Consider the following 12,931-nt stretch of genomic DNA (forward strand, 5'->3'; position numbering starts at 1 on the left):
ATAATTTATGTTCAACTTTTGTTTTGTGACTTCCAGACAAAAAAACACCGACATAAAGCCGGTGTGTTTCATATGGTGTTAGAAAGCTTGACGCTTATAGGAAATGTAGTGTTGCGTTAACAGAGAACGTGCTGATATCGTCTTTACCAGCAGTGTAGTTCATGTAGCTAGCACCAACAGACATTGGGCCAAAAATGAAGTACTCAGCACCCACACCGTACATTAGGTCCAAATCGTCATCGTCTTTGCCGCCTTTCACTTTTTTGTCCCACTGATGGAAACCACCTTTTGCGTACACGTGTAGCGGACCGAAGTCGATACTTGGCTTAAGTGCTGCGTAGTAAGAAGTTAGCTTAGTGTCTTGACCATTTACGTTGAACTCACCGTGTTGTGTTACACCAGCTTCAACACCAATGATAGGTAGAATGCCTGTACCAACGTGAACAGAGTATGATGTGTCCGTCTCACCTTTGTAGTCAGACTGACCTACTGTTGCACCACCGTAAATCCAAGAATCCGCCATTGCCGCAGAAGATGCGCCAAGTAGCGCCACTGCTAATAGAGTTTTTTTCATCATCTACCTTTACTCTTTATTATTCCCACGTCTGCATAACTCAGTCGTTGGTACTACAAATAAAGGGAGGCGAACTATTGCCTCCCAGAACTAAAAAATAATGCTTATTGAGTTACTAGCAATTAGTGTACCAGCAACTTCTTAAGCGATAATTACAAATCTGACACTATTTTACTGGTTGATTAGCAAGCATCAATCGCGTTTTTGACTCGTTTATCAGAAACAGGATAAGGAGTGCCTAATTGTTGAGCAAAGTAACTCACGCGAAGTTCTTCAATCATCCAACGCACTTCTTTTACATTTTCAGGAATGGCCACACCTTTCGGGATCTTGTTCAGCAACTCTTTATAGTCTTGAGTCACAGATTCAATCTTCAGCATATGTAAACGATCTTTGTTTGGATCGATAGGCAACTTCTCCATACGGCGCTCTATCGCGCGCATGTAGCGAAGAATATCCGGCAAGCGCTTCCAGCCACATTCCGTTGCAAAGCCTTTGAAGATCAAGCCTTCAATTTGTGCTTTGATATCGGACAGAGCAAACGCCATTGTGAAGTCGATCTTGCCTTTTAGCTTCTTATTGATGCTAAACGCCGTGGTCAGAATAGTCTCAACCTGTTGAGCAATCTCTACAACGGTGTCACCCAATTCAGCACGAACGTGTTCTTTCAACGCTTCGAACTTCTCTGGCTCCCAAACTAAACCACCCTGCTCTTCAATAAGCTTATCGACACCACAGGCAATGCAGTCATCTATCAGATCAAGCACTTTGCCGTATGGATTAAAGTACAGACCCAGCTTCGATTTGTTCGGTAAGTTGGCGTGCAAATATTTAATTGGCGACGGTACGTTCAATAAAATTAGGCGGCGCTGGCCAGCACGCATTGCGGTGATCTGCTCAAATTCGGTTTCGTAGAGTTTGATTTCAACGCTGTCTTTGGTATCAACAAGCGCCGGATACGCTTTTACATCGTAGCCGCCACGTTTTTGTTGATACACTTTCGGCAATTCTCCAAAACTCCACGTATGCAGACCTTGCTGTTCGATATCGTCATCCGCAACTTTGGAAAGCGTTTCTTGAACTTTGTCTTTCAAACTTTCTTTCAGTTCATGAAGGTCTTTGTTTTCCTTCAGTTTACGATTTCGGTGATCAACCGCACGAAACGTGACTTTCAAGTGCTCAGGTACTTGTTCCAAGTTCCAGTCTTCACGCAACACTTCTACGCCCGTCATGCGTCGCAACTCTTTCTCCAATGAATCTAACAGCGGCGCTTCCATTGGCGTAACGCGCGCTAAGAATGCATCGGCATAGTTCGGCGCAGGCACAAAGTTCTTACGAATTGTCTTTGGCAACGATTTAATCAAGCTAACCACAAGCTCATGGCGTAAACCTGGGATCTGCCAGTCAAAGCCCGCTGGTTCAACTTGGTTTAAAATCGGCAACGGCAAATGCACTGTGACACCGTCACTATCATCGCCTGGTTCAAATTGGTAACTCAATTTGAGCTTCAAACCATTTTGATGCCAGAAGTTCGGGTAATCCAAATCGGTCACATGGCTAGCATCACCCTTGAACAGCATCTCTTTTTCAAAGTTCAGCAGTTCCGGATTTTCTTTAGATGCCTTTTTCCACCACGTATCGAAATGCTTACCAGACACCACTTCGGTGCCAACGCGTTGGTCATAGAAATCAAACAGCTCATCATCATCCACTAAGATGTCTCGACGACGAGATTTATGCTCAAGCTCTTCCACTTCTTGTAAAAGCTTACGGTTTTGCTTAAAGAACGCGTGTTTGGTTTCCCATTCACCCTCAACCAATGCACTACGAATGAAGATTTCGCGACTTACGGTCGAATCGATACTGCCGTAGTTGACCAAGCGTTTCGGTACGATTGGTACGCCGTAAAGCATCACTTTTTCGTGCGCCATCACCGCAGCGCGTTTCTTCGACCAATGTGGTTCGCTGTAACTGCGTTTAATAAGGTGTTTAGCTAACGGCTCAATCCATTCTGGCTGAATCTTTGCGATGATACGACCCCAAAGTTTTGAGGTTTCCACCAACTCAGCAGACATGATCCACTTAGGCTGTTTCTTGAATAGACCTGATGCAGGGAAGATATGGAAACGAGCATTACGCGCGCCTTGATATTCATTCTTTTCTTGGTCTTTCATGCCGATGTGCGACAGCAAACCAACCAAAATGGCACTGTGTACGCCATGGTAAGAAGCGGGCTCATCGTTAAGCTTGAATTCCATCTCACGCATCGACTGATGAATTTGGAAGTACACATCTTGCCACTCGCGAACGCGCAAGTAGTTCAAATAGTCTTGCTTACACTGTTTGCGGAACTGATTGCTAGACAAGGCTTTTTGCTGCTTTTGGATGTATTCCCACAAATTCACAAATGTCAGGAAGTCCGACTCTTCATGGAAGAAGCGACGATGTTTATCGTCTGACGATTGTTGTTTGTCTGAAGGACGTTCGCGTGGATCTTGAATCGACAAGGCAGCTGCGATGATCATCACTTCTTTAAGCGCACCATATTTTGGCGCTTCCAATACCATACGCGCCAAGCGCGGATCGATTGGCAAACGCGCTAATTGGCGACCAATGGAAGTCAGGCGTTTTTTCGGGTCTTTTACCTCAGAGTTAATCGCACCAAGCTCTTCCAGCAAACGCACGCCGTCTTGGATGTTACGTTTATCCGGTGCTTCCACAAACGGAAACGCTTGAATATCACCCAAACCAAGTGCCATCATTTGCAAGATAACCGACGCTAGATTGGTACGTAGGATTTCAGGATCAGTAAACTCTGGGCGTGACTCAAAATCTTCCTCTGAGTACAGACGAATACAGATACCCTCTTCCACACGACCACAACGACCTTTACGCTGGTTCGCACTCGCCTGAGAAACTGGCTCGATTGGAAGACGCTGAACCTTAGTACGGTAACTGTATCGACTGATACGCGCCGTACCCGGGTCGATAACGTACTTAATGCCCGGAACAGTTAGCGAGGTTTCTGCCACGTTGGTTGCCAGTACAATTCGGCGACCAGTGTGAGGTTGGAAAATCTTATTCTGCTCACCTGCCGACAAACGCGCGTAAAGCGGCACAATTTCCGTGCTCTTCAGATTACGTTTGGACAATGCATCTGCGGTATCACGGATTTCACGTTCACCGTTCATGAAAATCAGGATGTCACCTAAACCTTCATCGCACAGTTCATCTACCGCTTCGAAGATGCCTTCAAGCTGGTCACGATCATTGTCGTCATCACCGCTTAGTGGGCGGTAACGTGTTTCTACCGGGTAAGTACGACCCGATACTTCAATGATTGGTGCATTGTTGAAGTGTTTTGAGAAGCGTTCTGGGTCGATGGTTGCCGACGTGATGATCACTTTCAAGTCAGGACGACGTGGCAGCAACTCTTTCAAGTAACCCAAGATGAAATCGATGTTGAGGCTGCGCTCGTGCGCTTCATCGATAATGATGGTGTCGTATTGATTCAAGAAACGGTCATGCTGAATTTCAGCCAACAAGATACCGTCCGTCATCAATTTGATTTGGGTATTTTCAGAGATCTGATCGTTGAATCGAACCTTGTAACCAACAAACTCACCAAGCTTGGTTTCCATCTCTTCGGCAATACGGTTAGCAACCGAACGCGCTGCAAGACGACGAGGCTGAGTATGGCCAATCAGACCAAATTTACCGCGACCAAGCTCAGCACAGATTTTTGGTAGCTGAGTGGTTTTACCAGAACCGGTTTCACCCGCGACGATAACCACTTGGTTTTCTGCGATCGCTTTCGCAATATCGTCGCGTTTTTGGCTTACAGGCAGGATTTCTGGGTATTCAATCGTTGGTTTGTAGTTGCTGCGCTGCTCTGCAACCATCATGGATTTTGCGATGTCTAATGCGATTTCGTCGAACACAGCATTACGCGCTGCGTCCTTCTTAATTTTGCTTGCACCAGAAATACGTTTACTCAAGCGGAAACGGTCGCGCATCATGCACTGATTCAGCGCTTTACGCAGAGATGCAGCACTATTCACTTGAGCCTGAGGTGTTTGAGCTTGTTTCGCTGTCGCTTTTTGCGCACCATTTGACGGTGTCGCTTGCTCTTCAGCTAAATTCTTTTTTGGGGGCTGTGACGAAGTCAAAGCGTTTCCTATTCTTTTCATTACAAAAACTGCGCGGATTGTATCACACAAGATCTGTAACAAGATAACCGAAAGCTCATTCAATTTTTTCGAACATGTTCAGCGAATCGCTAGGCTTTTGAACTCACTTACGTTGCTTATAATGGCTCCCATAGTCGAAAGCACTTATTTAAGGAATAACCATTATGTCTCGTGTACTAGCTCTAAAATCAAGCATCCTTGGCGATTACTCTCAATCAAACAAATTGGTTGAAAACTTCATCAAAAATGTAGACCAAGACAAGCTTACTGTTCGTGATTTGGCTGCAAACCCGCTACCTGTTTTGGACTTCGCCGTTGCGACTGCACTGCGCGCTACGGAAGATCTTTCACAAGAACAGCAAGCGGTGGTCGACTTGTCTGACACCCTTATTGAAGAAGTAAAGGCCGCAGACACTTTGGTTATTGCCGCTCCAATGTACAACTTCACCATCCCGACTCAGCTTAAAAACTGGATTGATTTGATTGCTCGTGCAGGCGTGACATTCAAATACACAGAAAACGGCGTTCAAGGTTTGATTGAAGGTAAAAAGGCGATTGTAGTAACGACTCGTGGTGGTATTCATAAAGATTCACCAACTGACAACGTTACGCCATACCTACGCACTGTGCTGGGTTTTGTAGGAATCACTGATGTGGAATTTGTTTACGCAGAAGCGCTAAACATGGGTGAAGATGCGGCTGAAAAAGGCATTTCAGAAGCGCAAAGCCAACTTGCAACAATGGCGTAAGTTAGAATAAACCAGAATACAAAAGGGATTGGTTCGCGCCAATCCCTTTTTGGATCCTGATGCCTTGATCGTATTTATAGGGTCTCTTACATCGTCAAAAACGATTCACTTTCTCCAAGTTGCGTATTGCATCGAGGTAGACTTTTTCTAAAGACCGCTCAGCTTCGCTTATCATATTCTCGATCATCGCATTAAACGCGACATCGCTACGGATTTCTATATTGTCTCCCGCCTTAACGTCAAGAGAGTTGACGTACAACACCAACCATTCATCGCCCTCCAAGTGCCCTTCTCCGTGAATGGCAAAAAAGCGTTTGGCAAATTCAGCGTTGGTACAATTTATCGCTTCAATTTGAAGATTGAATGAGGAGTCGATACTCATGGTGCTCATGCCATCCGATTCATCAGATGCATCACAAACAGCCTTAACTCTGGCACGATATACGAAATTTCTCGTTGAAAGCAGCATAGTATTATTCATCATCACTCATAATGGGCGATAAATAAGTCAGTTGCAAATCCGACTTATATGCATCTCGCGATGCGCTAAAACTCGAACTGGAAATAAATAGTATTGTAGTTACTCCCACCTTTAATTCGCCCAAACTGGGAAGCGCTTTCAAAAATCGCCGAACGGTGATGCAATGAATAGCCCACCCACATATTGTTCCAGCTCTTTTGGTTGAAGAGATCGCCTACATTGACATCAAACGAGAAATCTAAGTAGTTGAGCAACTTGCTTGGTGTATAACCCTTGTCTTCCATTTCTGTGCCTTCAATATAGGTAATGCTATCAATGTATGACACACCTTCCGCTACACCAAATCGCCAAGTCGTAGGCCAATTAACCGTATAATAAGCCTTAATCGCCATGACGTATTCTGTGCTCGCAGACTGAACACTGGACGACCAGTGATGAACCAACCCTGGCGTTAAATAAATATCAAGAGGAAAACCAAACAGCTCATCCGTTAATGGATGCCCATAAAACAATGAAGTAAGTTGATTGTCGTATGGGTCTTTTTCTCTCTCAAAGCTAAATATTTCACCGATGTTCGAAGGCGTCGCCCAACCATGCGCAATACGTAGATATGCTTTATTGCTCAGTGTCGGTTTCGGAGCTTTGCTTTTATCGTTGAAAAAGCCAAAACCGACAAACACTTCTCCCTGATATCGATCTTCTACAAGCTGACTGTTGTAGGCGTTATCATCTAAGCGAGTAACACTCGTCTCACCCAATAAATACAAATTTGAAGTTACATGGTAACGCGCTTTAATACCAAGATTGGTGTCAAGCCCAGCTCCAATTCTCTCGCCAGTAATATCCTTAAAGGAATAATATTCACTATTGAAATCAGCGTCTTTGTATCGAATCGTAATCGATGGCTCTAATTCCCAATCACCAAATACATAATTGGCAGCAAGGCGGTAATTAGAGTGAAACTGGAGTTCGTCGTCCGTCATCAACTCTACTTCTGCGCGCCAAGTGTCGTTAATGCTATAACGCACTTGCCCACCGAAATCGACTCTGTCCCCTTCATTAGCATTTTGTAGCGACATGGGAATATCGACAAATCTCAATCGCATGAGTGCGCTCGCGCGCCAGTCGGAATCACTCTCGTTATACAAAAAAGCGCCACCTTCAATGCCATTGATATACACATGTTCGTTTTCAAAGAACATCATTGGTACAAATGTACTCACCGTAGAGTCATTATCGGCGGTGTAAAACGGAATCGATGCTGTGCGATACATCGCAGCAATCCCCCACGTTTGTTCTTCTGTACCATGCGCAGAAGAAACTGCCGCAGCCAAAGGTAAAACGAGTGTTGTTAGAATTAATCTCTTCATGAGTTCGAAAAATGTTGGTTGAGAAGCAGGCAAACATCAATGATTTGCCATTAAAAGCTTATGTTCTGCTGATGATAGCCGTTACAATGGCAAATGTTGTCATCCTCGTGACAGTTTGAGTCCCAAGATCATATTAATATTGCACGACTAGGTGAGCTTGTTTGCGAATATTTTACCATTACAACAAGCGCTTAAACTCTAGCTTAGTTCTAAATCAAACATAATGAAGTAAAAAGTGAAAGCATCAGAACTCATCTCTACCTTGAATCATTTACCCGCAGATACAGACCCAGACATTGTGATGGGAGAAGCATGGCTGCCAGAGAGGTTGATAGGGACTCAACTCGATGGTGACATGTTGTTTTTGCACTTTGATAATGCACCAGAAGATGGTCAAGGTGACGAAGAAGGGCGTGGCTTCGTCGAACACGAAATCGACCTAATTAGAACTCGGCTTCAGCAAATTTTGGATGAAGACAGTAATAACGCGTCAAAAGCCGATGCGATGCTTGGTTTGTTCCTTATGGGACATGAACTTAGTAGCTCGCAAGTTATCGAAATATTAGAAGAAGAAGCTGACACATAAGGAGCCGTTTTGCCAGCATTGATGAACACGACTGAAATTTCTTCACTTCCTCTTGTCGTTGCAGGTCCGATCCTACGTAAAGTGACCGCAACTGAAATCAATATTTGGCTAGTCACCACCCAACGCTTGGAGGGTATGGTGCAAATTACGGATGAAAATGCCTCCATCCTTTATCAAGCCCCTTTAAGTGAACAAAAAGAACAGCTTCAAATCGGCCTCAATGCGTGGTGTTGCTTACTTAAATTAGAAGGCGAGTTTCCAACCCATCAAGCGTTACGCTATCAAATAAAAACGCAATATGGATTAGTGACGGAACGGCTCCCTCACCTGACTTATGAGCGAGATAATACGCCAAACTTGGGTATTGAGTTCCTCGTTAGTGAAAAAGCGGATTATCTCCTACATGGCTCTTGCCGTAATCCCCATCACTTCAGTGATGATACATTGGTCGCTGCGGATCATAAAATCGCGTCTCAATCCATTGAAGAAAGACCGGATATGCTCATCATGAGTGGTGATCAAATCTATGCAGACCATGTTGCAGGCCCCACTCTCGATGCCATTGAGCAAGTCATAGCTTTATTGGGTTTGCCAGGCGAAGAATTCGATCAAGCTCCGATAAAAAATACCAATGAGCTCTACCAACACCCTGCTTGCTATTATGGTCGAGATAAATTGTTGCCTCATTATGTGAGTGATGACAGTTTACTAAGTAAGTTTTTTCCACACCGAGGGACACCAATATTCAGCGCCAAAGAGTGTGAGAATCACCTAATAAGCTTTGCTGAGTGCTTTGCAATGTACTTATTGGTTTGGTCTCCGACCTTGTGGAAGCTTGTTCGAACGGATCGTTTGTTAGAAAACGAATTTACTGTCGGCGGAGAAGTTCTTGAACCCAAATGGCAGCAGCAATGGCGCGAAGAAAAAAAACAAATTGATAAATTCGTCGCAGGTCTGGACAAGGTTCAACGCTTACTCGCTCACATTCCAACCTATATGATTTTTGATGATCACGATGTCACCGACGATTGGAATCTCACCATAGGCTGGGAACAAGCCGCATACAGCAACACGTTTGCAAAACGCATTATCGGTAATAGCTTGATTGCTTACTGGCTTTGCCAAGGTTGGGGAAATGCGCCAGAAAAATTCAATGATGAATTTATGAGCCTCGCTCAACGCTTTATCGATGAGCGAACCTCGCAAACCCAAGATGCATTTATTCAATATTTGTATCGCTTTGAGAATTGGCACTACACCATTCCTACGACACCAAAAGTTGTCGTGCTAGATACACGAACCAGACGCTGGCGTTCTGAGTCTAAAATGAACAAACCTTCTGGCTTAATGGACTGGGAAGCGATGATTGAGTTCCATCAGGAGCTCGTACATCAAGACAAGGTTGTTATTGTTTCTGCCGCGCCAATGTTTGGTGTGAAATTTATCGAAGCACTACAACGTGTGGTGACCATGCTTGGTAAACCATTGATGGTTGATGCTGAAAACTGGATGGCTCACCCCGGAAGTGCGAATACTCTTATTAGTATTTTCACACACACAAAGACACCAACTAACTTTGTTATTCTCTCTGGCGACGTACACTACTCTTTTGCATACGATATTAAGCTCCGCTATCGAAAAAACAGTCCGAATATCTATCAAATCACCTGTAGTGGAATTAAAAATCAGTTCCCTACACAACTGCTCAATATTTGTGATGGCCTAGATAGACTGCTATACAGCCCTCGCTCACCTTTAAACTGGTTCACAAAACGTAAACGACTCAAGATTTACAAACGCGCACCAAGTACGCACAACTTTTATCGCTTGGTTAACCATAGTGCCATTGGTGAGCTACGCCTTGATGATGAAGGCAAACCAAGTCAAATTAGTATTCTGACGAGTGATGGTGACGAAGTTCATTTTCCACCGACACGTGCTGAAAGCTGAGTATCAATCCCAAAATGACTTGCCCTTTGTAAGAGGCAAGTCACCTTGAACTAACTCAGGAGTTTAGGTTTTTTGGGGAGAAAGTGGCCGTTCTTAAATGTCAACGGCGTGCTAAATTTGGTATCGCACCTTGAGATCTTCCGTATTTATTACCATGTTAACCAAATAAACAATAGCTCGGTGTTCATTATGTTTAATTCTCTCACATCATTATTTAAACAACTCATTGATGGCTCTGATTTAAGCCAAACCAACACACTTTCCCCTAACATGGCTATCGCGTGTTTGCTTTGTGAAGTTTCTGGCGCAGACCATAGTGTCGATGATAGAGAACAAGAAACAAAGCGCTCTTTATTGATGAAACTGCTTTCGTTAAATGAAGAAGAATCAAATACTTTGTTAGAGCAAGCGCAACAGAAAATAAAAGATTCCGCTTCGCTGTACGACTTTACCTCTCAACTAAGAGAACTGACTCAAGAAACTCGTTACAACTTAATCAAAAGCATGTGGGAAGTCGCTTACGCAGACGGCGAAATTGACCCGCTAGAAGACGCGGTGATCCGTAAAACAGCAGAGCTACTCTATGTTGATCACAGCGAGTTCATTCGAGCGAAGTTACAGTCTCAGTAAAGTAACGAGATGAGTATATAAGTCGCTGGCTAACTCTAAGCTACCCCTAGAATGACAACAGATATCGCTTCTGTAGCCATAAAAAAACGCGCTCTCTGCGCGTTTTTCAATAAGCCAACGACATTGTTATTTAAAGTACTGGTCAAGGTATGTGTTTAGCTCTTTCCACACTAAACAGATTGCATGACAAAACAACAATGGTTGGATGATAATTTAATTACAAGCTAGCTAGGTTCGAATAACTAAAACATGGTCAAAGCAAGCTTAGCTAAGTTGTATGCATCTACATAGCCAGAGTGTTGACGCCCTTCCCAGTCTATTCCTTTTGCTTCTTGAGCGGCTCGATGGCCTATACGTTTATCTTTAAGACGATTTTGAATACGGTAGAGTGTCGCTAAGTTGATGAACTCTGTGAACGGTGCTTCAATACCTTTTTGCTTACACTCTTCTAGAAGAATGAGGTCATCTCGCCCCCAAGATGCAAAGATTTTGTTGCGACCACCGAAGTTCTTAACCATGGATTTAAGCACTTCTTCTAGTGGGCGTCCTTGTTTTTCAATCTTACGTGGTGTGATGCCCGTTAACTCAGCGCAGAACAGAGACACTTCATCTTGTTCTGGTTTCACGTAGTATTGAGCACGCTTGACTATCTCACCTTTAGACAAATCTATTTCAGCTAACCCCACTTCGATAATTTCACCCGTGCTGCCGACGCCATTTTCGTTCCAGCAACACATTTCTAAATCGAAGCATACAATACGGTTATGGTTCATAGTTTGCCTTGGTTCCTAACATAAAAATTTAAAGCGTGCGATTCTATCGTAACACGGCGTAAAACTCGAATTTGTGCGCCCATTTAATCGCCGATCGACACATTATTACGGCCGTTTTTTTTTACTCAAATAGAGTTGACTATCCATTTTGTGATACAAGCTCTCAGGATCTTCTTCTTTATGGATAACCGCACCGATACTCAACGTACAGATGATTGACGCATCACCATAATCAAAAGCCGTACTTGCCACAACACTCCGTAATTTTTCTAGGTAAGCTTCTAGCACTGCTCTATCAATGACTTTAGAAATAATACAAAACTCGTCACCACCAGCTCGGTAAAACTTATCTCCCGGTTTTAAATTAGCACTGACCAGCTTAGTAACATGTTGTAACGCTTCATCTCCACCTAAATGGCCGTGTTTGTCATTAATCACTTTGAAGTGGTCGATATCAAAACCAACCAAGGCGAAGTTAACACCTTTGTTTATCTGATTAAGCAAATGATCGTTGAATGCCCGGCGATTCAGTAGTTGAGTTAGAGGGTCTCGCTCTGCCATTCTTTTTAATTCAACGGTTTTGAGCTCCAACATGACCGCTAAGCGCTCTTTTTCTCGAGACTGTAAATTCACAATCCAACTGATCAAAAAGGCGATTACCAATCCGGCTAGCGTCGTGCCCGCTAAAATAGAACGCTCCCAAGCTGAGACTGCGTCAGAAAGCTTAAAGTCAATACGCCATTCACGGTTAGGCAGTTGAATGGTTCGGCTTATAACGGTTCCTCGAATGTTATCCCAGCTAGCACTTTGAAAGAGAACAGGGTCATCTGCTGCGTCGAATCCCAAGTCTTCTACGCGCACCGACATATCGAGCTCCGTCGCGGTTTTCGTAATCAAATCCTCAAAGTAAACCGTACTTCGGATAACGCCGGTCACTACTCCTAATAAATATTTGTTCTCGAAGTCGAACACTGGATGGAACACCAGCAACCCAGTCTTAGGTATGGACTTGTCATAACCATCTTGCAGTAAGCGAACTTTATCCGAGACATTCGCTCGCCCATTTTCGGAAATATCATCCAAGATTAAATCGAAGCGTTTGCGCGAAAAATAGAAACCCAATAGAGAAAGGTTTTCCGGTGTTCTTGGGTAGATATCCGACGCGATAAAAATTGGCTCATTGTGTTCAAAAATGTACCCGTAGGTTTTGGGACCATCTTTAGGAACGGTAAACGGTTGGAAGTTTGGAAATTTTTGACGGGTCTTTAAAATATGTTCATCAAGATCTTCGAATTCGACCTTTTGCATCCATTGAAGTCCAATGAGACTTCGCGAGCTATTAATCACTTGTTCCGCATACATAGGAAACGATGGCCAATAGCTTCGCTCAATCGAATGGAAAAAGTTTGCGCCCGCACCAATGAACTTTAGATCATTCTCGACGTTTGCTTTAAGTGATTCTGCTTGTCGGTCGGCTAAAGTATCAAACGTCGTCTGTGTATACCGTTGCTGCATTGTATAAGCAGCACCTACTACACCAGCAGTGACACATAAAGTCGCCAAAAAAGCTAAAATAGAGTCTGAATGTCGTTTTATAAAGCTCTTATGAGCGGTGCTTTGTGTCATAT

9 protein-coding genes and 1 pseudogene are annotated in these 12,931 nt (G+C 43.8%); 4 read left to right on the forward strand and 6 right to left on the reverse strand.

The window, feature by feature from the left end; genetic code table 11:
• Nucleotides 1–94: 94 nt before the first annotated feature.
• Nucleotides 95–574, reverse strand: coding sequence for an outer membrane beta-barrel protein (locus tag R7M92_RS09785; RefSeq protein ID WP_021033871.1), 480 nt, complete (start codon nucleotides 572–574; stop codon nucleotides 95–97).
• Between the two features lie 182 nt (nucleotides 575–756).
• Nucleotides 757–4,743 (reverse strand): ATP-dependent RNA helicase HrpA, encoded by a 3,987-nt coding sequence (gene hrpA, locus R7M92_RS09790; protein WP_318133265.1) that lies wholly within the window; start codon nucleotides 4,741–4,743, stop codon nucleotides 757–759.
• A gap of 185 nt (nucleotides 4,744–4,928) precedes the next feature.
• On the opposite strand from hrpA, the gene R7M92_RS09795 reads away from it, so the two are divergent.
• On the forward strand, nucleotides 4,929–5,513 hold the full coding sequence (locus R7M92_RS09795) for an FMN-dependent NADH-azoreductase (RefSeq protein ID WP_115385963.1): 585 nt from the start codon (nucleotides 4,929–4,931) through the stop codon (nucleotides 5,511–5,513).
• A 94-nt stretch (nucleotides 5,514–5,607) separates the two neighbouring features.
• Here R7M92_RS09795 and R7M92_RS09800 read toward each other — a convergent pair whose 3' ends face one another.
• Complete coding sequence (locus tag R7M92_RS09800; protein ID WP_054574176.1) at nucleotides 5,608–5,982, reverse strand: hypothetical protein; 375 nt, start codon at nucleotides 5,980–5,982, stop codon at nucleotides 5,608–5,610.
• A gap of 77 nt (nucleotides 5,983–6,059) precedes the next feature.
• Nucleotides 6,060–7,364 carry a MipA/OmpV family protein gene (locus R7M92_RS09805; protein WP_318133266.1) on the reverse strand — a complete coding sequence of 435 codons (1,305 nt, stop codon included), beginning with the start codon at nucleotides 7,362–7,364 and terminating at the stop codon, nucleotides 6,060–6,062.
• Nucleotides 7,365–7,599: 235 nt separating this feature from the next.
• On the opposite strand from R7M92_RS09805, the gene R7M92_RS09810 reads away from it, so the two are divergent.
• The 3 genes from R7M92_RS09810 (at nucleotide 7,600) to R7M92_RS09820 (ending at nucleotide 10,530) form a co-directional block, all read left to right on the forward strand.
• Complete coding sequence (locus R7M92_RS09810) at nucleotides 7,600–7,950, forward strand: hypothetical protein (RefSeq protein ID WP_017634942.1); 351 nt, start codon at nucleotides 7,600–7,602, stop codon at nucleotides 7,948–7,950.
• Between the two features lie 9 nt (nucleotides 7,951–7,959).
• Complete coding sequence (locus tag R7M92_RS09815) at nucleotides 7,960–9,900, forward strand: alkaline phosphatase D family protein (RefSeq protein ID WP_318133268.1); 1,941 nt, start codon at nucleotides 7,960–7,962, stop codon at nucleotides 9,898–9,900.
• A gap of 189 nt (nucleotides 9,901–10,089) precedes the next feature.
• A complete protein-coding gene (locus R7M92_RS09820; RefSeq protein ID WP_017820644.1) occupies nucleotides 10,090–10,530 on the forward strand; it encodes a TerB family tellurite resistance protein in 441 nt (146 codons plus the stop codon).
• A gap of 242 nt (nucleotides 10,531–10,772) precedes the next feature.
• Here the strand turns inward: R7M92_RS09820 and R7M92_RS09825 are convergent, their stop codons facing one another.
• Together R7M92_RS09825 and R7M92_RS09830 are read right to left on the reverse strand one after the other, a co-directional pair.
• Nucleotides 10,773–11,303: a 3'-5' exonuclease gene (locus tag R7M92_RS09825; protein ID WP_042522915.1), complete on the reverse strand. Its 531-nt coding sequence runs from the start codon at nucleotides 11,301–11,303 to the stop codon at nucleotides 10,773–10,775.
• Nucleotides 11,304–11,386: 83 nt separating this feature from the next.
• Nucleotides 11,387–12,929: pseudogene (locus R7M92_RS09830) on the reverse strand (diguanylate cyclase domain-containing protein).
• Between the last annotated feature and the right edge of the window lie 2 nt (nucleotides 12,930–12,931).

This window comes from Vibrio sp. Vb2880 (assembly GCF_033337975.1).
GTDB classification, from domain to species: domain Bacteria; phylum Pseudomonadota; class Gammaproteobacteria; order Enterobacterales; family Vibrionaceae; genus Vibrio; species Vibrio alginolyticus.